A 19546-nucleotide genomic window follows, 5' to 3' on the forward strand; every position below is an offset into this window, starting at 1 on the left:
GGGGCGGGGTGCCCGAGGCGCAAAGGCTTAGCGGTAAGGCCCCAAGGCCCTGGGGTCCCGCACCGCCAGGAAGGCCCCGTAGACGTGGGCGGCCCCCGCCTCGAGGAGGGCTCCCCGGGCCCGGAGGAAGGTGGCCCCGCTGGTGAGGACGTCGTCCACCAAAAGCCAGGCCCCCTCCACCCGCACCCGGGCCCCGAAGAGGTCGCCCGGGAGGAAGCGGCGCTCCTTGAAGCCCCGGGTGGGCTGGCCCGGGGTGTACCGCCTCCGGAAGAGCACCGGGCGGTAGGGCACCCCTAGGGCCTTGGCGAGGGCCCGGGCCAAAACCTCGGGCGGGTTGTAGCCCCTGAGGGCGAGCCGGTGGGGCAGGGTGGGCACCGCCGTGACGCCCTGGAGCCGCCACCCCCTCGCGGCCACGGCCCGGGCCAGGGGCTCGGCCAGCGCCCGGGCCAAGGCCTCCCGTCTCCCGTACTTCAGCGCCCGCACCAAGGGGCCCACCCGGGCGTAGTGGCCCAGGTAAACCATCTCCCCCGTGGAGAAGGCCTCGAGGCCCGCCCGGCAACGCCCGCAGAGGGCGGGAAGGTCCAAGGGCCCCCCGCACCCCGGGCAGGCGTGGCCCAGCAAGGCTTCAATCCAGCCCCAAGGCACGCCGCAGCCCCTCGGCGAAGGGGGGGTAGAGGACCCCCTTCTCCGTGATGATCCCCGTGAGGTACCGATGGGGGGTCACGTCAAAGGCGGGGTGGTAGGCGGGAAACCCCTCGGGGGCGATCCGCACGCCGCGGAAGGCCACCACCTCCTCCGGGGAGCGCTCCTCTATGGGGATGCCCTCCCCGCTCGCCAACCGGGGGTCCACGGAGGAAAGGGGCAAGGCGGCGTAGAAGGGGATCCCGTGGTGGTGGGCCAGCACGGCGAGGGCGTAGGTCCCCACCTTGTTGGCGAAGTCCCCGTTCAAGGCCATGCGGTCCACCCCCACCACCACCGCGTCCACGGCCCCCCGGGCCATGAGCCAGCCCGCCATGCCGTCGGTGATCAGGGTGGCGGGTACCCCCGCCTTCTGGAGCTCGTAGGCGGTCAGGCGGGCCCCTTGGAGGTAGGGCCGGGTCTCGTCCACCCAGACGTGCCGCACCCGCCCAAGCCTGTAGGCCTCCACGATGGCCCCGAGGGCGGTGCCGTAGCCGCCCGTGGCCAGGGGACCCGTGTTGCAGTGGGTGAGGACCTGGCCCCAGAGGACCTGGGCGCCGTGGCGGCTGATGGCCGCCTCCGTTTCCTCCACCTCCCGCCAGATGCGCCGCGCCTCGAGGAGGCTTCCCGCCAGGTCCCCCCAAAAGGGGCGCATCCGGTCCAGGGCGTGGAAGAGGTTCACCGCCGTGGGGCGGCTCGCCCTGAGCCTCCGGTCCGCCTCCTCGAGGTCCTCCCCCGCCAGGTGGGCCAGGACCATGCCGAAGGCGGCGGAGACCCCGATGGCCGGCGCCCCCCGGACCACCATGTCCCGGATGGCCTGGGCCATCTCCCGGGCGGTGCGCACCGGGACGTAGACCTCCTCCTGGGGCAGGCGCCTCTGGTCCAAAAGCCAGAAGACCCCCTCCTCCTCCGCGAAGCGAAAGGGAAGCACCCGATCCACGCCGCCTCCTAAAGGAAAGCGGGCGGGGCCATCCCCCGCCCTAGACCAGAGGGCCTAGCGCCCCTTGCGGTAAGAGTCGCCGTAGCGCCGCTGGAACCGCTCCACCCGCCCCTCGGTGTCCACGAAGCGCTGCTGCCCCGTGTAGAAGGGGTGGCACTTGGAGCAGACCTCCACGTAGATCTCGGGCTTGGTGGAGTAGGTCTCAATGACGTTGCCGCAACCGCAGATGATGCGGGCGGGAACCAACTTGGGATGGATGCCTTCCTTCACGTTCGCCTCCTTCTTCGCACGGTCTTGGCCGTGCGCAAGCCACCTTTTAGTGTACAGGGGGTGAACCCCTAAGGGCAAGGCCTCCTCACCCCGGGGGAAGCCTCCGCCAGCGCCGCCTGGGCCAGACGCCCCTAAGGAGGGAAAGCGCCCCGAGGCCCAGAAGCGCCAAAACCCCCACCGCCCAGAGCACCGCCAAAAGCCCCAGGCCCACCAGGGCGAAAAACGCCAAGAGAAACGGCCACGACCAAGCGGGAAGCCTTCGCACCCCTTTACCCTAACACACGCGCTTGCTAAAATAAAGTGGCCCGGGACGAGGGCGCGGTCGCGCCCGAGGGCCGAACCCCTCGGGTGAGGAAAGTCCGGGCACCATAGGGCAGGGTGCCAGGTAACGCCTGGGCGGGGTAACCCGACGGAAAGTGCCACAGAGAAGAGACCGCCAGCGGCCGGGGCTTCCCCCGGTGCGGGCAAGGGTGAAACGGCGGGGTAAGAGCCCACCGCCTGGCCTGGCAACAGGCCGGGGCACGGCAAACCCCACCCGGTGCAAGGCCCGGTAGGCAGGGAGGGCTTGCCCGGCCCGAGAGAACCTGCGGGATGGGCCGCTTGAGGCCGGTGGCGACACCGGTCCCAGAGAGATGACCGCGGAAAACAGAACCCGGCTTACGCCTCGTCCCGGAGGCGCCCGAGCGTTCGGGCGCCTGTTTTTTTGCCCCGGGGTGGGACAGAGGTGGGAGGAGGGTGGGAGAGAGTGGAAAACTGTGGGACGTCCATGCTATACTTCGCGTCAGAAAACCTTCCAGCCTCACGGTCCCCGGAGGCCCTCCTCCGCCACGGACCCGAGGCCCGGAAGGTGGGACCAGGTGGAAGATGCCCTTCGGCGAGTACCAGTACAGCCTGGACGACAAGGGGCGGGTGGTCATCCCCGCGCCCTTCCGCGACTTCGTGGAGGACGGGCTGGTGCTCACCCGGGGGATGGAGGGGTGCCTCTACGTCTTCCCCCTGGACCGGTGGAAGAAGATTGAGGAGCAACTGGTCAACCTGCCGCTGACCGACGCCGAGGCCCGGGCCTTCGTGCGCTTCTTTTACTCGGGGGCGCACAAGACCCGGATGGACAGCGCCTCCCGGGTCCTCATCCCCCCGCCCCTCCGCCTCTTCGCCGGGCTCAAGGAGGGGGGGGAGGTGGTCATCGCCGGGGCCCCGGGGAGGCTGGAGATCTGGAGCCAGGAGCGCTGGTGGAAGGCCATTGAGGAGGTGCTGGCCAAGCCGCCGGCCCCCGAGGCCCTGAAGGGACTGGTGGGATGAGGCCCATGACCCACGTTCCCGTCCTCTACCAAGAAGCCCTAGACCTCCTCGCCGTCCGGCCCGGGGGGGTGTACGTGGACGCCACCCTGGGCGGGGCGGGGCACGCCCGGGGCATTCTGGAGCGGGGAGGCCGGGTCATCGGGCTGGACCAGGACCCCGAGGCCGTGGCCCGGGCTAAAGGCCTCCACCTCCCCGGCCTCACGGTGGTGCAGGGCAACTTCCGCCACCTGAAGCGCCACCTCGCCGCCCTCGGCGTGGAGCGGGTGGACGGGATCCTGGCGGACCTCGGGGTCTCCAGCTTCCACCTGGACGACCCAAGCCGGGGCTTCAGCTACCAGAAGGAAGGGCCTTTGGACATGCGCATGGGCCTCGAGGGCCCCACGGCCAAGGAGGTGGTGAACCGGCTCCCCCTCGAGGCCCTCGCCCGCCTATTGCGGGAGCTCGGGGAGGAACCCCAGGCCTACCGGATCGCCCGGGCCATCGTGGCCGCCCGGGAGAAGGCCCCCATAGAGACCACCACCCAGCTCGCGGAGATCGTCCGCAAGGCCGTGGGCTTCCGCAGGGCGGGCCACCCGGCCCGCAAGACCTTCCAGGCCCTCAGGATCTACGTCAACGACGAGCTCAACGCCCTCAAGGAGTTCCTGGAGCAGGCCGCGGAGGTCCTGGCCCCAGGGGGGCGGCTCGTGGTCATCGCCTTCCACTCCCTGGAGGACCGCGTGGTGAAGCGCTTCCTGCGGGAAAGCGGCCTGAAGGTGCTCACCAAAAAGCCCCTCGTCCCCTCGGAAAAGGAGGCGGCCCAAAACCCCAGGGCCCGGAGCGCCAAGCTCCGGGCGGCGGAAAAGGAGGCCCCGTGAAGGCGGCGCTCAGGCTCGGGCTCATCTATTGGGCGGTCCTCCTCCTGGTCTTCGCCCTAGGGCACCGGAACCAGGTGGAGAAGGAGGCCAACGCCAGGCTGGAGCGTGAGCTTCAGGCCCTAGAGGCGCAAAAGGCGGCCCTCGTCATGGAGAAGTGGCGCCTCCTCCGCCCCGAGCGCCTCCTGGCCTGGGCGGAGGAGGAAGGGTTCGTCCCCATGAGCCTGGGGAGGTGGTCCCGATGACCGCAGGCCGGGAGCGGGTCCACCTCGTGGTCCTCGGCTTCCTCGCCTACGTGGCCCTCCTCGCCCTCGGGGTCTACACCCTGGCCCTCCACCCCCCGAGGATCCAGCCCGCGCCCCCCCCGCCCCCGCCGCCTCGAGGGGGGCTTTACGCCGCCGACGGCACCCCCCTCGCCCTCACCCTGGAGGGGAAGCGGCTCCACCCCTTGGGGCGGAGCGCGAGCCAGCTCCTGGGCTTCGGGGAGCGGGCCTCGGGCCGGGGCCTGGAGGGGCTGGAGCGGGACCTCAACGCCTCCTTGAGCGAGGGGCGGTCCTACACCCTGACCCTGGAGCCCTTCGTCCAAGCCCTGGCGGAAAGGGCCCTTTGGCGCGGGCTAGAGGAAAGCCGCGCGGACTACGGGAGCGCCGTGGTCATGGACGCAGAGGGGCGCCTCCTCGCCGTGGCCAACGGCCCCCCCTTTGACCCCGATGCCCCGAGGAAAAGCCCTGAAGAGGACATCTCCTGGCGCAACCACGCCTTCCTCGTCCCCTTGGAACCGGGGTCCACGGCCAAGACCCTCACCGCCGCCATGCTCCTGGAGGAGGGCGCCGCCACCCTCGCCACCCGGGTGGAGGCCCCCATGCGGAGGGAGCTTGAGGGCTGGACCATACGGGACATCGTCCCCCACCCCCCCGTCCTGACCCTGGAGGAGGTGCTCCGCTACTCCTCCAACGTGGGCATCAGCCTCCTCGCCGAACGCCTCCCCAAGGAAACCTTCTTCGCCTACATGGAAGCCCTGGGCCTCACCCGCACCGACCTCCTGCCGGGCATCCGGGTGGCGGCCCCCCTCTTCCAACCCCCCGAGAAGTGGAGCCGGGTGGCCTACGCCAACCACACCTTCGGCCAGGGCTTCCTCATCACCCCCCTGCACCTGGCCGCCGCCTACGGGGCCCTGGTGGACGGGGTCTACCGGACCCCTGTCCTCCTCAAGGGAACGGAGGGCCGTTCCTGGCGCGTCTTCTCCCCAGCCACGGCCCAGGCCCTGCGGGAGGCCCTGGCCCGCGTGGCCGTGCCCACAGCCCACCTTCCGGGCTACCGCCTCGGGGGCAAGACGGGCACCGCCCAGGTGGTGGTGAACGGGCGCTACTCCCAGGAGGTGTTCACCGCCTGGTTCGCCGGGTTCGTCCCCGCCGACCGCCCCCGGTTCACCGTGGTGGTCGCCGTCCACCACCCCAAAACCCGGATCCACGGGAGCCAGGTGGCCGCCCCCATCTTCCGGGAGATCGCCGCCGGGCTCTTGGCCTGGGCGGGCCTGCCCCCCTATGCTGAAGGGCGGTGAGGATGTTGTGCAAGGGACGCATGTTAGGGAACTAACGCCGGAGTGGGTGGCCCGGGCCGTGGGGGGACGGCTCCATCCGGGCGGAGGGCCGGTGCGGGACCTGGTCTGGCACAGCGGCGCCGCCACGCCGGGAAGCCTCTTCGCCGCCCTCCCCGGGCGCACCACCCACGGGCGGCATTTCATCCCGGAGGCCCTGGCCCGGGGGGCAAGCCTGGTCCTGGCCGACCAGGCGGGCCCCGCCACCCTGGAGGTGGAGGACCCCTGGCAGGCCCTCCTGCGCCTGGGCGAGGCCCTCCGCCGCCTCTTCCCGGGCCCGGTCCTGGCCGTGGGGGGAAGCTCGGGCAAGACCACCACCAAGGAGGCCCTGGCCCAGGGCCTGGGCCTTCCCGCCCCCCCGGGGAACCTCAACACCGCCCCGCCCCTTGTCCGCTTCTTCTGGCACCTGGACCCCCAAAGCCCCGGGGCCGTGGTGGAGCTCGGCGTGGACCGCCAGGGGGAGATGGCGGAGCTCTTCGCCCTGGCGAAGCCCCACCTCGCCGTCCTCACCGCCCTCGGGGAGGAGCACCTGGAGGCCTTCGGCACCCTGGAGAAGGCGGTGCAGGAGGAGGCCCACCTCCTCCGGGCCCCCACCGCTTTGGTGGGCGAGCAGGCCGCCCCCCTCGTCCTGGGGCTCAGGGAAGACCTCCTCGTCTACGGGTTCGCCGAGGGCACCTTCCGGGGACGGGACCTGGAGCTCGGCCTCCGGGAAAGCCGCTTCCGCTACGGAGGCCTTCACGTGCGCGTTCCCTACCCCGGGCTGGGCCCCGCCTACGGGGCGCTCGCGGCCCTGGCGGCGGCCGAGGTCCTGGGCCTTTCCCTGGAAGAGGTGGCGGAAAGGCTCGCCCGCCTCACCCTCCCCCCGGGGCGCATGGAGACGCGGGAGGTGGGCGGCGTGGTCTTCGTCAACGACGCCTACAACGCCAACCCCCTTTCGGTGAAGGCCGGCCTCCGCTGGCTCGCCGCCCAGCCGGGGCGGAAGTGGGCCGTGCTCGGGGAGATGCGGGAGCTCGGCAGGGAAAGCCTCCGCCTCCACCTCGAGGTGGCGGAGGAGGCGGCGAGGCTGGGCCTCTCCCCCCTCTACCTGGGGCCCCACGCCCGGCACCAGGCCGCCTTCTCCGGCGAGGCGGTGGAGAGCCTGGAGGAAGCCCTGGCCTGGCTCAAGGCCCGGGTGGCCCCGGGAGACCTCGTCTACCTCAAGGCCTCCAGGGCCGTGGGCCTGGAGCGGATCGTGGAGCTATGGGACGCGCCCTTCTCCTCCTAGTCCTCCTCGCGGCCTGCGCCCCCCTGCCCGAGGGGCCAGGCCTGCCCTACCCCGGAGGGTTCGTCCGGGGAAGCGTGGTGGAGGGCCGCTTCCAGGCCATCCTCCCCGGGGCGCCCCTCCTCGTGGACGCGGACGCCGAGGCCCTCTACGCCGCCTACCCCTACCAGCTCCTCGAGGTGCGGGCGGGAAAGGTCCAAAGCCTGCCCCTCCCCGGGGTGCCCCGGTTCCTCAGGGCCCGGCCCGGCCTCGCCGTGGGCCTCGAGGGCGGCGTCCTCACCCCGAGGGGCCTCCTCCCCTACCCCGCCCAAGACGCCCTGGAGACCCCCGAGGGCCTCTACTGGGTGGACGCGGAGGGGCTCCACCTGGAAGGCCGCCTCCTCCTCCCCGGGAGCTTCCGCCAGGTGGTGGCCTGGGAGGGGGAGGTGGTGGCCCTGGGGACGGAGGCCCACTTCTTCCCCTCAGGGCGGCGCCTCGCCCTGCCCGCCCCCGCCCTCAAGGCCCAGGCCGCCCGGTGCGGGGTGGCCTTCCTCGCCGAGGGCGGGCTCGCCCACCTCCTCACCCCCACCGGCCTCACCCCCCTGGGCCCGGCGGAGGACCTCGCCGCCTGGGAGGACTCCCTCTACCTGAGCCCCGGGGAACGGACCCTGCGCTGCGGGGAGGTGCCATGGTCCTAGCCACCGCCCTTCTTCTCGCCTGGGTCCTCACGGCCTTCTGGATCGCCCTGGCCCCCGGCCTGGGCCTGGGAAAGCGGGTCCGCGCCGAGGGCCCTGAGGCCCACCTCGCCAAGGCGGGCACCCCCAGCATGGGCGGGGTGGCCTTCCTCCTGGCCGCGGCCCTGGCCTACGGGCTTCACGGGGGGGACGCCTTCAGGGGGCTTTGGCTCCTCGGCCTCGGCTTCGCCCTCCTCGGGGCGGTGGACGACCTGGCGGGAAGCCGCCTGAGGCCCCTCAGGGCCCGGGAGAAGCTCCTCGCCCAGGGGGTCATGGGCCTCGTCTTCGCCCTCTGGGCCTCGAGGCTCGTGAACTACACCCCCTGGCCCTGGCTGGACGTCCTCCTCATCCTCCTCGCCGTGGTGGGGGCGGCCAACGCCTTCAACTTCACCGACGGCCTGGACGGCCTCCTCGCCTCGGTGACCGCCGTGATCCTCCTGCCCTTCTACCCCTACCCCCTGGCCCAGGCCCTACTGGGCGGGGTGCTGGGCTTCCTCTGGCACAACGCCCCCCGGGCCAAGGTCTTCATGGGGGACACGGGGAGCCAGGCCTTGGGGGCCATGGTGGCGGGGCTCTTCGTCCTCACGGGGAAGCTCTGGCTCCTGCCCCTCGCCGCCATCGTCCCCGTGGTGGAGGTGCTCTCGGTGGTGGCCCAGGTGGCCTACTTCCGGCGCACGGGGCGGCGCCTCCTCCGCATGAGCCCCCTCCACCACCACTTTGAGCTCCTCGGCTGGGACGAGGCCAAGATCGTCTTCCGCTTCGCCGTGGTCACCGCCTTGGCCGTGGCCCTGGCCTTCGGAGGTGGGGGATGAGGCTCGTCTACGGCCTGGGACGGAGCGGCCTCGGCGTCCTCCGCTTCCTGAGGAAACGGGGGCTTCCCGCCCGCTTCTACGACGACCGCCCCCGGGAAGAGGAGGTGAGGGAGGCTTTGGCCCTGGGCTTCCAGCCGGACTGGAACCTGGAGGAAGCCTACGAGGAGGTGGTGGCCGCCCCCGGGGTGCCCCTGGACCACCCCCACCTGAAAAGGCTCGCCGCCCGGGGCGCCAAGGTCCTCGGGGAGGCGGAGCTCGCCTACCGCCTCTCCCCCACCCCCATCGTGGGGATCACGGGAACCGCGGGCAAGACCAGCACCACCCTCTTCACCGCCCACCTCCTCCGCGCCCACGGGCTTAGGGCCCGGGAGGGGGGGAACGTGGACCCTCCACTCGTGAGCGTGGTGGACGAGGCGGAGGTGGCCGTGGCGGAGCTCTCCAGCTTCCAGCTGGAAAGGGTCCACGCCTTCCGCCCCAGGGTGGCCGTCCTCCTGAACCTCGGGGTGGACCACCTGGACCGGCACGGCACCGTGGAGGCCTACCACGCCGCCAAGCTCAACCTCCTCAAAAACCTCACCCCCGAGGACGCCCTCGTCTACAACCGCCTGGACCCCAAGGTGCGCCGGGCGGCGGAGGCGAGCCCCGCCCGCCTCTACCCCTTCACCCCGGGGTCCACGCCCAGGGAGACCAACCTCAGGGCCGCCTTGGAGGCCACCCGGGCCTACCTGGACCTCCTGGGGAGGCCTCTGGACCCCGGGGCCGTGGCCGAGGCCCTAAGGACCCTCCCCGAGGCCCCCCACCGCTTCCAGGCCTTCGCCCGCAAGGGGGGGGTGGTCTTCATTGACGACTCCATCGCCACGAGGACCGAGGCGGTGCGGGCCGCCCTCGAGGCCGCCCCCGCCCCCATCGCCTGGATCCTGGGCGGGGAGGACAAAGGGGCCGACCTCGCCCCCCTCCTCCCCCTCCTCGGCCGGGTCCGGGTGGCCCTGGCCCTCGGCCGGGACGGCCCCCGCTTCGCCCGGGCCCTGGAGGGGAGGACCGAGGTGGTGGTCATCGCGGAGAAGGACGGCCGCACCGCCATGCGCAAGGCGGTGGAGGAGGCCCTCTCCCGGCTGGAGCAGGGGAGCGTCCTCCTCGCGCCCCTGGCGGCGAGCTTTGACCAGTTCCGCGACTACAAGGACCGCGCCCAGGCCTTCCGGGAAGCGGTCTTCGCCTTGGGAGGTGAGCCGTGGACCCCGTCCTCCTCCTAAGCGCCCTCCTCCTCCTCGCCTTCGGCCTCATCGGCGTGGGCACGGCGGAGCCCGGCCTCCTCCAGGATCACCTCCTCCGGGTGGGGCCGCCCTCCTGGCCCTGGTCCTCGGCCACCTCCTTCCGCCCCGCCTCCTCCTCCGCTACGCCCTCCACGCCCTGGTGGGCGTCCTCCTCCTCCTCGTCCTGGTCCTCCTCGTGGGGGACGGGCCCGGGGGGGTGCGCCGCTGGTTCTACCTGGGCCCCGTGGCCCTCCAGCCCTCGGAGCTCGCCAAGCTGGCCCTGATCCTCTACCTCTCCTCCTTCGTGGGGCGGCGGGGGGAGGACTACCCTATCCTGGGGCCGGTCCTGGCGGTGGGCTCCCTGGTGGGCCTCGTCCTGGTGGAACCCGACTTCGCCACGGCCGCCTTCCTCGCCGGGCTGGCCGTCCTCCTCTTCGTCCTCGCCGGCATCCCCTGGCCCCGACTCCTGGGGATGGGCCTGGCGGTGGCCCTGGTGGTCCTCCCCTTCTCGGGGCTCTACCTCGCCCAGTTCCGCTACGTCTCCGAGCGCTTCGCCAACTTCGTGGACTACCTCCAGGGCGAGTCGGAGCCGGGGGGCGGGGCCTACCAGGTGGTCCAGGCCAAGAAGGCCCTCCTCCTGGGCGGCCCCTTCGGCCAGGGCCCAGGGGCCACCCTGCCCCACCTGCCCGAGGCCCACAACGACATGGTCTTCGCCAGCGTCGTCTTCGCCACCGGGTGGCTCGGCGGGGCCGTGGTCTTCCTCCTTTACACCCTGATCCTGCTGAGGAGCCTGGCGGTGGGCCTGGCCCTGAAGGGCGGGGAGCGCCTCCTCGCCCTCGGCCTCGGCCTCTACCTCGCCCTCCAGGCGGCGCTCAACATCGGGGTCACCCTGGGGGTCCTCCCCGTGACGGGGGTGCCCCTGCCCCTGGTGTCCTACGGGGGGAGCAGCCTCTTGGTCTCCGGCTTCGCGGTGGGCCTCCTCTCCCGGCTCGCCCGGGAGGCGGCGGAGAGGCCCAGGCGGAAGGGGGTGGCCCGGTGATCCTCCTGACCGGCGGGGGCACGGGGGGGCACCTCTTCCCCGCCCTGGCGGTGGCGGAGGAGCTCAGCGGCGGGGCCACCCCGTCTTCTACCTGGGGGCGGAGGGGGGCCTCGAGGCCCGCCTCCTCCCCAAGACCCCCATCCCCCACGCCCTCATCCCCGCGGGGAAGCTGGACCGGAGCGCCCTGAGGCCCCAGGAGGCCCCCAAGGTGCTCCAAGGGGTTCTCCGGGCCCAGGCCCTCCTCCGGCGCCTCAGGCCCAAGGCGGTGCTCAGCACCGGGGGGTACGCCGGCTTCCCCGGGGGGATGGCGGCGAGCCTCCTCGGCATCCCCCTCCTCCTCCACGAGCAGAACGCCCGCCTGGGCCTCGCCAACCGGGCCCTGGCCCCCCTGGCCAAGGGCCTGGCCCTCTCCGTCCCTCTGGCCCTCCCCGCACCCCTGGCGCGGAAGGCCCGGGTGGTGGGCTACCCCGTGCGGGAGGTGCGCTACCCCAAGGACGAGGCCAAGCGCAGGCTCGGCTTTGACCCCCAAAGGCCCCTCCTCCTCGTCCTCGGGGGGAGCCAAGGCAGCCTGGAGCTCAACGAGCGCCTCCCCCCGGTCCTCAAGGGCCTTCCCGTCCAGGTGCTCCACCAGGTGGGGGAAAGGTGGGTGGAGCGCTTCCGGCCCCTCGAGGGGGAGGGCTACCGGGTGGAGGGCTTCGTGGACACCCCCCTGGCCATGAGCGCCGCCGACCTCCTCCTTTCCCGGGCCGGGGCAGGGACGCTGGCGGAGGCGGCCTTCCACGGCCTCCCGGCCATCCTCTTCCCCCTCTCCCCTAAGCTGGACGGCGGGGCCCAGCTCGCCAACGCCCGGGCCTACGCCCAGGCGGGGGGGGCGGTTTTGGGGGCGTGGGACCGCCTTTCCTCCCAGATCCTCGAGGCCCTGGAGGACCTGGAGGCGCGCCGAAGGGCCATGGCCCGCCTCTCCCCCGAGGGGGCGGCGGCGCGCCTCGCCGACCTTCTGGAGGCGTTCCTATGAGAAAGGCGCACATCATGGGCATTGAAGGCGTGGGCATGAGCGCCCTCGCCCGGCTCCTCATGGCGGAAGGGGTGGCGGTGACGGGGTGCGACCTCGCCCCAGGCCCTAGGGCAAGGCGGCTCGGAGTTCCCGTGCACCACGGGCACGACCCCGGCCACCTCGCCGACGAGGACACCCTGGTGGTCCCCACCCCCGTGCCCCCGGACCACCCCGAGGTGGTGGAGGCCCGGAAGAGGGGCCTTAGGGTCCTCCGCAGGATGGAGCTCCTCGCCCACTTCCTCGCGCAAAGGCCCTCCGCGGGCGTGACCGGCACCCACGGCAAGACCACCACCACGGGGATGCTCGCGGCCATCCTCCTGGAGGCGGGCCTGGACCCCTGGGTCTTCCTGGGGGGGGAGCTCGCCCTCCTCCCCGGCAACGCCCGCCCCGGCCGGGGGCCCCGGGTGGCCGAGGTGGACGAGTCGGACCCCCTCTTCCGGGAGGTCCGGGTGAGCGTCGCCGTGGCCACCAACCTGGAGGCGGACCACGTGGCCCCCCGGGGGGAGCGGGCCCCCAACTACCACGAAAGCCTCGAGGCCCTAAAGGAGGCCATGCGGGGCTTCCTCGCGGGCGCAAAGACCGTTGTGGTCCCCGCAATGGACCCGGGCCTCCTCGCCCTCACCGAGGGGCTTCCCCGGAGGCTCTTCGGCCCCGGGGGGGAGGTCTGGGCGGAGGCGGTGGACCTAAGCCCCTCCGGGGCCTCCTTCCGCCTCGTCCACCGGGAAGGCCCCCTGGGGGAGGTCCACCTGCGGGTGCCGGGGAGGCACAACGTCCACAACGCCCTCGCCGCCGCCCTCGCCGCCCTGGCCCTGGGGGCGTCCCCGGAGGCCATCTCCCGGGGGCTTTCCCGCTTCCCCGGCGTGGGGCGGCGGTTTGAGCGGGTGGGGGAGGTGGGCGGGGCCTGGGTGGTGGACGACTACGCCCACCACCCCACCGAGGTCCAGGCCACCCTGGAGGCGGCCCTCCTCTCCGGGCGGCGGGTCCGCGTCTTCTTCCAGCCCCACCGCCTCCTCCGCACCCAGGAGCTCTGGGAGGCCTTCGCCCAGGCCCTCAAGGGGGCCCACGAGGTGGTGGTCCTGCCCGTCTACACCGCGGGAGAGCGGGGCCGGGAAAGCCCCGAGGCCCTCTCCGACCGCATCGCAAAGAGGCTTGAGGACCTGGGCCGGCCCGCGCGCCGCATGGACAAGGAAGAGGCCCTGGCCTACGCCCGCGCCACGGCAAGGCCCGAGGACCTCCTCCTCTTCATGGGGGCCGGGGACGTGACCCTTCTCGCGCGGAGGCTCGTCCATGAGGGTTGAACGGGTGCTGCTCAAGGACTACACCACCCTGGGGGTAGGGGGGCCGGCGGAGCTTTGGACCGTGGAGACCCGGGAGGAGCTCAAGCGGGCCACCGAGGCCCCTTACCGCGTCCTGGGCAACGGCTCCAACCTCCTCGTCCTGGACGAGGGGGTGCCGGAGCGGGTCATCCGGCTTGCGGGCGAGTTCCAAACCTACGACCTGAAGGGCTGGGTGGGGGCGGGGACCCTCCTTCCCCTCCTCGTCCAGGAGGCGGCCCGGGCGGGGCTTTCCGGCCTCGAGGGCCTCCTCGGCATCCCCGCCCAGGTGGGCGGCGCGGTGAAGATGAACGCGGGCACCCGCTTCGGGGAGATGGCCGACGCCCTGGAGGCGGTGGAGGTCTTCCACGACGGCGCCTTCCACGTCTACTGTCCGGAGGAGCTCGGCTTCGGCTACCGGAAAAGCCACCTCCCCCCCGGGGGCATCGTCACCCGGGTGCGCCTCAAGCTGAAGGAGCGCCCCAAGGAGGAGATCCTGAGGCGCATGGCCGAGGTGGACCGGGCCCGCAAGGGCCAGCCCAAGCGGAAAAGCGCCGGGTGCGCCTTCAAGAACCCCCCGGGCCAGTCGGCGGGACGGCTCATTGACGAGCGCGGCCTCAAGGGGCTTCGGGTGGGGGACGCCATGATCTCCTTAGAGCACGGCAACTTCATCGTCAACCTGGGCCAGGCCCGGGCAAAGGACGTCCTGGAGCTCGTCCGCCGGGTCCAGGAGGAGCTTCCCTTGGAGCTGGAGTGGGAGGTGTGGCCGTAAAGGAGGGGTAAGATGGGCGTGGTGAAAGGCGTTCTCCTCCTCATCCTCGGGGCGAGCCTCTACGTGGCGAGCCTCGTGGCCGTCCCCGTGGAGGAGGTGCGGGTGGAAGGGCTACGCCACCTCTCCAGGGAGGCCGTCCTGCAAACCCTCCGCCTCGCTCCGGGCGACCCGTGGCTTTGGGTCTGGGGGAACAGGCTCCGGCCCCTCCTGGAAAACCCCTGGGTGGCCGAAGCCCACCTGGAAAAGCCCGCCTTGGGACAGGTGGTCGTCCGGGTGCGGGAACGCCGGCCCTTCCTCCCCCTGGAAACCGGGGACGCCCTGGCCGAGGACGGCGTCCTCCTCCCCCAAGGAGCCCCCCTCGCCCCCGGGCCCCGGGTGCGGGGGGTAGGGCCCCTCCCCCGGGAAGCCCTCCTCTCTTTGGGCCGGGCCTTCCCCCAGGCCCGGGAGATCCGCTACACCCCGGCGGGCTTCTGGGTGGAGCTGGAAGGGGCCACCCTCTTTGCCCCCGAGGCCGCCTATCTGCTAAAGTACGCCCAAACCGCGCGCCCTAAGGGGCGGGTTTTCGTGTATTCTTGGGGGGTGAGTCAGCGCCCATGATCATCGCTGGCTTGGACGTAGGCACCACCAAGGTCACCACCGTCATCGGGGAGCTCGCCCCTGACGGCGTTTTGGACATCATCGGCGAGGGCACCGTCCCCTCCCAGGGGCTGCGGCGCGGGGTGGTGGTCAACCTGGAAAGGACCACGGAGGCCATCCGCCAAAGCCTCTTCCAGGCGGAAAGGGTGGCCGGGGTCAAGGTGGAGCGGGTGGTGGTGGGCGTGGGTGGCCCCCACCTCAAAAGCGTCACCAGCCACGGCCTCGCCGCCATCCGCCGCGGGCACACCATCGCCGAGGCGGACGTGGAGCGGGCCATAGAGCAGGCCAAGGCCTACCCCTTTGAAGGGGAGCTGGAGCTTTTGCACGCCCTGCCCCTGGAGTTCAAGGTGGACGGCCAGGAGGGAATCCGGGACCCCGTGGGGATGGCGGGGGTGCGCCTCGAGGTGGACGTCCACCTCATCGCCGCGGGCCGGGGCCCCCTCGCCAACCTGCGCCGGGCCGTGGAGGAAGCGGGCCTCGCCCTGGACGCCGTCTGCGTCCAGGCCCTGGCCAGCGGGCTCGCCGTCCTCACCCCCGAGGAGGAGGAGATGACCGTCCTCCTCCTGGACATCGGCGGCGGCACCACCGACGTGGCCGTCTTCCGGGGCGGAAGGCTCGCCCACTCGGCCGTGGTGCCCCTGGGCGGGGACCACGTGACCCACGACATCGCCCAGCTCCTCAAGATCCCCTTTGAGGAGGCGGAGCGGGTCAAGCGCAAGTACGGGGCCGCCCTGCCGGAGCTCGCCGACCCGGAGCTCGTCCTGGAGATCAACCAGGAGGGCGGCGCCCTGGGCGAGGTTCCGGCCCCGGAGCTCGCCCGCATCATCCGGCCGCGGATGCGGGAGATCCTCCACCTCGCGCGCCAGAGCGTGGACGAAACCCTGGGGCCTTTGGAGATCCAGGTCAACCGCGTGGTCCTCACGGGGGGCGGGGCCCTCCTCCGGGGCACCGACCTCCTCGCCCGGCAGCAGTACGGCCTCCCCGTGCGGGTGGGCAAGCCCCAGGGGGTTTCGGGGCTTACGGACGTGGTCGCCTCCCCCGCCCACGCGGCGGCGGTGGGGCTCGTCCGCTACAGGGCAAGCCTCCCCCTAAAGCCCCTGGAGGCCAAGCGGATCAGGGAAAAACCGGAGGACAAGCCCAAGGGCGAGGGGCTTTGGGCCAGGATCAAGGAGTTTCTGAGCAACCTGTTCTAGAGGGAGGGGGGTATGGAAGGAGCGGTCATCAAGGTCATCGGGCTCGGGGGTGCGGGGAACAACGCGGTGAACCGCATGATTGAGGCGGGGCTTTCCGGCGTGGAGTTCATCGCCGCCAACACGGACGCCCAGGTGCTGGCCAAAAGCCTCGCCGACCACCGGATCCAGCTCGGGGAGAAGCTCACCCGGGGCCTCGGGGCCGGGGCCAACCCCGAGATTGGGGAGAAGGCGGCCCTCGAGGCCGAGGACCTCATCGCCGAGGCCCTGGAGGGGGCGGACCTCGTCTTCATCACCGCGGGCATGGGGGGCGGCACGGGAACGGGAAGCGCCCCCGTGGTCGCCGACATCGCCAAGCGGCTCGGCGCCCTCACCGTGGCGGTGGTGACGCGCCCCTTCAGCTTTGAGGGCCCCAAGCGCATGCGCGCCGCCGAGGAGGGCATCAAAAAGCTCAAAGAGCGGGTGGACGCCATGGTGGTGGTCCAGAACGACCGCCTCCTCTCCGCCGTGGACAAGAAGATGACCTTAAAAGACGCCTTTCTCATCGCCGACCGGGTGCTGTACCACGGGGTCAAGGGCATCACCGACGTCATCAACCTCCCCGGCCTCATCAACGTGGACTTCGCCGACGTCAAGGCCCTCCTGGAGGGCGCGGGCCAGGTGCTCATGGGCATCGGGGCGGGGCGCGGGGAGAACCGGGTGGAGGAGGCGGCCAAAAGCGCCATCCACAGCCCCCTCCTGGAGCGCTCCATTGAAGGGGCCAAAAGGCTCCTCCTCAACGTGGTGGGCTCCGAGGAGCTCTCCCTCATGGAGGCCGCCGAGGTGGTGGAAAGGATCCGGGAGGCCACGGGCCACGAGGACGTGGACATCCTCTACGGGGTCACCTACGACGAGCGGGCCCAGGACGAGCTCCGGGTCATCCTCATCGCCGCGGGCTTCGCGGAGAGCACCGTGGTGCCCCGCCCCGCCCGCCCCGTGGACTTCCCCACGGGCCACGTGGACCTGACGAACTACGACATCCCCGCCTTCATCCGCTACGGGGACGGGGACTACCCGCCCAGGCGGGGCAACTGAGCCTCCTCTTCCCGTGGTCGTGGCCGGCATAGACCCCGGGATCACCCACCTGGGCCTCGGGGTGGTGGCGGTGGAGGGGAAGGGGGCCCTCAAGGCCCGCCTCCTCCACGGGGAGGTGGTGAAGACCTCGCCGCAGGAGCCCGCAAAGGAGAGGGTGGGGCGGATCCACGCCCGGGTCCTGGAGGTCCTCCACCGCTTCCGGCCCGAGGCGGTGGCGGTGGAGGAGCAGTTCTTCTACCGCCAAAACGAGCTCGCCTACAAGGTGGGCTGGGCTCTGGGGGCCGTCCTGGTGGCGGCCTTTGAAGCGGGGGTGCCCGTCTACGCCTACGGCCCCATGCAGGTGAAGCAGGCCCTGGCGGGGCACGGCCACGCCGCCAAGGAGGAGGTGGCCCTCATGGTCCGGGGCATCCTGGGCCTGAAGGAGGCCCCGAGGCCAAGCCACCTGGCGGACGCCTTGGCCATCGCCCTGACCCACGCCTTCTACGCCCGCATGGGCACGGCGAAGCCCCTTTAGATCCCACCCCATGCTGGCTTGCGCCAGCATGGGGGCCCCGGCAAAAGGTCCTTAGGGAGCCTCCCCCGGCCCGTCGGACGAAAGGGTATAGACGCCCTAAAGCTTGTACCCCAGGCGCCGGAGGAGGTCCTTCCGCCAGGCCACCTCGGCCTCGTCCTCCACGCCCAAGGGGGTGAAGCCGTCCATGACCCCGAGGATGGCCCTCTGCTCCCCCTCCTCGGCCACCACCACCTTGAGGGGATTGGCGGTGGCGGCGTAGATCCGGACCACCTCGGGGCAGGCCTTCACGGCGTGGAGGACGTTGATGGGGTAAAACCCCTCCCCCAGGACGATGAGGAAGACGTGGCCGCAGGCGAGGTTGAGGAGGTTTTTCACGGCAAGCTCCACCAAGGCCTCGTCCGTCCCCGAGCGGCGGACGAGGCGCTTGCCGCTCGCCTCGGAGAAGGCGAGGCCGAACCGGATCCCGGGCACGGCGGTCACCAGGGCCTCGTGCAGGTCCTCCACCGTCTTGATGAAGTGGGCCTGGCCCAGGATGACGTTGAGGTTCTCGGGCTTCTCAATGGGAATAAGCTTGAGTTCCATGCCCCGATTTTACCGAAGGCCACCTTGACCCGGGAAAGCGGGTGTAGGATGAAGGGCATGGACGTCCTGGAGAAGGCCGTGGCCGGGGAGCGGCTTTCCGAGGCCGAGGTCCTAAGCCTCTTTGACCTCCCCTTGCCCGAGCTCGCCGCCGCCGCCCACGAGGTGCGGCTTAAGAAGACCGACCCCGAGGTGGTGACCTTCCTCATTGACCGGAACATCAACTACACCAACGTCTGCACCGTGGCCTGCGCCTTCTGCGCCTTTTACCGCACCAAAAGGCAGAAGGACGCCTACACCCTGAGCTACGAGGAGATCGCGAGGAAAGTGGAGGAGCTCTACCAGGTGGGGGGCAGGCGGATCCTCATGCAGGGGGGCGTGAACCCGGAGCTTCCCCTAGTGTGGTACCTGGACCTCCTCCGCTACCTCAAAAGCCGCTTCCCCGACCTTCGCATAGACGCCTTCAGCCCCGAGGAGATCCTGGGCCTAGAACGCCTCACGGGCCTTAGGGCGGAGGCGATCCTTGAAAAGCTAAAGGAAGCGGGCCTGGACGGCCTGCCCGGGGCCGGGGCGGAGATTTTGGTGGACGAGGTCCGCCTGAAGGCGGCCCCCGCCCGGATCCGGACGGCGGACTGGTACCGCATCGTGGACGCCGCCCAGGCCCTGGGGCTTTACACCCTCGCCACCATGGTCATCGGCTTCGGAGAAGGCCCCAAGGAGCGCACCGCCCACCTCCTGGGCCTTCGCGCCCAGCAGGACAGGGCCCTGGAGCGCTATGAGAACGGCTTCGCCGCCTTCGCCCTGTGGACCCTTCAGGTGGAGCACACCCGCTTAAAGGGCAAGGCCCCAGGGGCCACGGCCCACGAGTACCTGAAGACCCTCGCCGTCGCCCGCCTCGCCCTGGACAACTTCGCCCACTTCCAGGCCTCCTGGCCCACCCTGGGCTTCAAGGTGGCCCAGGCGGCCCTCTACTACGGAGCCGACGACTTCGGGAGCACCATGCTGGAGGAGAACGTGGTCTCGGCCGCGGGAGGGCACGGGCGCACCCACGCCACGGTGCGCCAGATCGTGCGCCACATCGTGGACGCGGGGTTTAAGCCGGCGGAACGGGACCCCCTCTACCGCATCCTCCGCTACCCCGACGCCGAGGCCATCCTCAGCGAGCCCGAGCCCGTGGAGCTCCCCCTCGCCTAAGGGCAGTTCCCCGAGCGGTAGAGGTCGTAGTCGGTGTAGACCGAGGCCTGGTAGGGATCGCCTCCCCGCCGGGCATCGTAGCCGTTCCAGCCGTGCTTCACCTTGAGGAACCTAAGGCTTCCCACCCAGTAGAGCCTGGTGCCGGAGCCGTTGGCGTAGAGGAGGTACTTGCTGCAGGTGTCCCCCAAGACCGTGTCGCCGCGGCTGTAGCGGCCGTTATTGTCGTCGTCCCGGTAGGCCACCACCCGGTAGCTCCCCTCGCTGGCCTCCGGGGGGAGCTCCATCAGGTAGCCCTTGGTGAGGCTCGGGTCTTTGATTTCCAGCTGGTTGTCGTAGTTCACCTGCCCCTCCGTCGTGAGGCCCACCAGGGCCAGGCGCAGGCCCTGGGCCACGCCGGACCAGTCCCCCTGGAACTCTCCGGAGACCTTAGGCCCCCCAAACCCCGGAAGGAGCCCACAGGCCCCGAGGAGGAGGCCGCCTGCCAGAACTAAAAAAGGCCACTGCCGCATG

Annotated in this window: 21 protein-coding genes, 1 other RNA gene and 2 pseudogenes; 18 read left to right on the forward strand and 6 right to left on the reverse strand. The window is 71.6% G+C overall.

Translation table 11 applies throughout. The features are described 5' to 3' along the window. Positions 1–27 precede the first annotated feature (27 nt). The 4 genes from TTH_RS05450 to TTH_RS05465 form a co-directional block, all read right to left on the reverse strand. Positions 28–645, reverse strand: coding sequence for a ComF family protein (locus TTH_RS05450; RefSeq protein WP_011228420.1), 618 nt, complete (start codon positions 643–645; stop codon positions 28–30). Then, entirely contained in the window at positions 626–1618 is a 993-nt protein-coding gene (mtnA, locus tag TTH_RS05455) for an S-methyl-5-thioribose-1-phosphate isomerase (RefSeq protein ID WP_011228421.1), read from the reverse strand. The genes TTH_RS05450 and mtnA overlap by 20 nt, the downstream gene beginning before the upstream one ends. 54 nt (positions 1619–1672) lie before the next feature. Continuing rightward, positions 1673–1888, reverse strand: a complete 216-nt coding sequence (gene rpmE / locus TTH_RS05460; protein ID WP_008632496.1) for a 50S ribosomal protein L31 — start codon at positions 1886–1888, stop codon at positions 1673–1675. An 85-nt stretch (positions 1889–1973) separates the two neighbouring features. Continuing rightward, entirely contained in the window at positions 1974–2153 is a 180-nt protein-coding gene (locus tag TTH_RS05465) for a hypothetical protein (protein ID WP_011173149.1), read from the reverse strand. Positions 2154–2194: 41 nt separating this feature from the next. Between TTH_RS05465 and rnpB the strand changes: the two genes are divergently transcribed. The 17 genes and pseudogenes from rnpB to ruvC all read left to right on the forward strand — a co-directional run bounded on the left by rnpB (position 2195) and on the right by ruvC (position 17263). Continuing rightward, positions 2195–2564: RNase P RNA component class A (rnpB, locus tag TTH_RS05470), an RNA gene on the forward strand. A 188-nt stretch (positions 2565–2752) separates the two neighbouring features. After that, positions 2753–3187, forward strand: coding sequence for a division/cell wall cluster transcriptional repressor MraZ (gene mraZ, locus TTH_RS05475; RefSeq protein WP_008632499.1), 435 nt, complete (start codon positions 2753–2755; stop codon positions 3185–3187). Next, positions 3184–4041: a 16S rRNA (cytosine(1402)-N(4))-methyltransferase RsmH gene (gene rsmH / locus TTH_RS05480; RefSeq protein WP_011228422.1), complete on the forward strand. Its 858-nt coding sequence runs from the start codon at positions 3184–3186 to the stop codon at positions 4039–4041. The genes mraZ and rsmH overlap by 4 nt, the downstream gene beginning before the upstream one ends. Continuing rightward, a complete protein-coding gene (locus tag TTH_RS05485) occupies positions 4038–4283 on the forward strand; it encodes a hypothetical protein (protein WP_011173151.1) in 246 nt (81 codons plus the stop codon). Before rsmH ends, TTH_RS05485 begins: the two co-directional genes overlap by 4 nt. Further along, a complete protein-coding gene (locus TTH_RS05490) occupies positions 4280–5599 on the forward strand; it encodes a peptidoglycan D,D-transpeptidase FtsI family protein (protein WP_011173152.1) in 1320 nt (439 codons plus the stop codon). Before TTH_RS05485 ends, TTH_RS05490 begins: the two co-directional genes overlap by 4 nt. After that, complete coding sequence (locus TTH_RS05495) at positions 5583–6899, forward strand: UDP-N-acetylmuramoyl-tripeptide--D-alanyl-D-alanine ligase (protein WP_011228423.1); 1317 nt, start codon at positions 5583–5585, stop codon at positions 6897–6899. The genes TTH_RS05490 and TTH_RS05495 overlap by 17 nt, the downstream gene beginning before the upstream one ends. Next, positions 6875–7573, forward strand: a complete 699-nt coding sequence (locus tag TTH_RS05500) for a hypothetical protein (protein ID WP_011228424.1) — start codon at positions 6875–6877, stop codon at positions 7571–7573. The genes TTH_RS05495 and TTH_RS05500 overlap by 25 nt, the downstream gene beginning before the upstream one ends. Beyond that, a complete protein-coding gene (locus tag TTH_RS05505) occupies positions 7564–8421 on the forward strand; it encodes a phospho-N-acetylmuramoyl-pentapeptide-transferase (protein WP_011228425.1) in 858 nt (285 codons plus the stop codon). The genes TTH_RS05500 and TTH_RS05505 overlap by 10 nt, the downstream gene beginning before the upstream one ends. Next, a complete protein-coding gene (gene murD, locus TTH_RS05510) occupies positions 8418–9671 on the forward strand; it encodes a UDP-N-acetylmuramoyl-L-alanine--D-glutamate ligase (RefSeq protein ID WP_011173156.1) in 1254 nt (417 codons plus the stop codon). The genes TTH_RS05505 and murD overlap by 4 nt, the downstream gene beginning before the upstream one ends. Further along, a pseudogene (locus TTH_RS05515) lies at positions 9650–10710 on the forward strand (FtsW/RodA/SpoVE family cell cycle protein). The gene murD and the pseudogene TTH_RS05515 overlap by 22 nt, the downstream one beginning before the upstream one ends. Then, positions 10707–11725, forward strand: a pseudogene (locus tag TTH_RS05520) (UDP-N-acetylglucosamine--N-acetylmuramyl-(pentapeptide) pyrophosphoryl-undecaprenol N-acetylglucosamine transferase). The pseudogenes TTH_RS05515 and TTH_RS05520 overlap by 4 nt, the downstream one beginning before the upstream one ends. Then, positions 11722–13062: a UDP-N-acetylmuramate--L-alanine ligase gene (murC, locus tag TTH_RS05525; protein WP_011228428.1), complete on the forward strand. Its 1341-nt coding sequence runs from the start codon at positions 11722–11724 to the stop codon at positions 13060–13062. The pseudogene TTH_RS05520 and the gene murC overlap by 4 nt, the downstream one beginning before the upstream one ends. Then, the gene (locus TTH_RS05530) at positions 13052–13849 is read left to right on the forward strand and encodes a UDP-N-acetylmuramate dehydrogenase (protein WP_011228429.1); all 798 of its coding nucleotides are present in this window, start codon (positions 13052–13054) and stop codon (positions 13847–13849) included. The genes murC and TTH_RS05530 overlap by 11 nt, the downstream gene beginning before the upstream one ends. A 12-nt stretch (positions 13850–13861) precedes the next feature. Further along, entirely contained in the window at positions 13862–14446 is a 585-nt protein-coding gene (locus TTH_RS05535) for an FtsQ-type POTRA domain-containing protein (RefSeq protein ID WP_008632515.1), read from the forward strand. Continuing rightward, positions 14443–15678 carry a cell division protein FtsA gene (gene ftsA, locus TTH_RS05540; protein WP_011228430.1) on the forward strand — a complete coding sequence of 412 codons (1236 nt, stop codon included), beginning with the start codon at positions 14443–14445 and terminating at the stop codon, positions 15676–15678. Before TTH_RS05535 ends, ftsA begins: the two co-directional genes overlap by 4 nt. Positions 15679–15690: 12 nt before the next feature. Further along, positions 15691–16749, forward strand: a complete 1059-nt coding sequence (ftsZ, locus tag TTH_RS05545) for a cell division protein FtsZ (RefSeq protein ID WP_011173163.1) — start codon at positions 15691–15693, stop codon at positions 16747–16749. 13 nt (positions 16750–16762) lie between these two features. Next, complete coding sequence (ruvC, locus tag TTH_RS05550; protein ID WP_011173164.1) at positions 16763–17263, forward strand: crossover junction endodeoxyribonuclease RuvC; 501 nt, start codon at positions 16763–16765, stop codon at positions 17261–17263. Positions 17264–17359: 96 nt separating this feature from the next. On the opposite strand, the gene TTH_RS05555 is transcribed toward ruvC, so the two are convergent. Beyond that, positions 17360–17845, reverse strand: coding sequence for an adenosine diphosphatase (locus TTH_RS05555; protein WP_011228431.1), 486 nt, complete (start codon positions 17843–17845; stop codon positions 17360–17362). A gap of 48 nt (positions 17846–17893) precedes the next feature. Between TTH_RS05555 and mqnC the strand changes: the two genes are divergently transcribed. Beyond that, entirely contained in the window at positions 17894–19036 is a 1143-nt protein-coding gene (mqnC, locus tag TTH_RS05560; protein ID WP_011228432.1) for a cyclic dehypoxanthinyl futalosine synthase, read from the forward strand. On the opposite strand, the gene TTH_RS05565 is transcribed toward mqnC, so the two are convergent. Next, positions 19033–19545, reverse strand: a complete 513-nt coding sequence (locus TTH_RS05565; protein ID WP_011228433.1) for a hypothetical protein — start codon at positions 19543–19545, stop codon at positions 19033–19035. The two genes, mqnC and TTH_RS05565, sit on opposite strands and share 4 nt — an antisense overlap. Position 19546: the final 1 nt, after the last annotated feature.

The sequence above is a fragment of the Thermus thermophilus HB8 genome (assembly GCF_000091545.1).
In the GTDB taxonomy this organism is placed as follows: Bacteria; Deinococcota; Deinococci; order Deinococcales; family Thermaceae; genus Thermus; species Thermus thermophilus.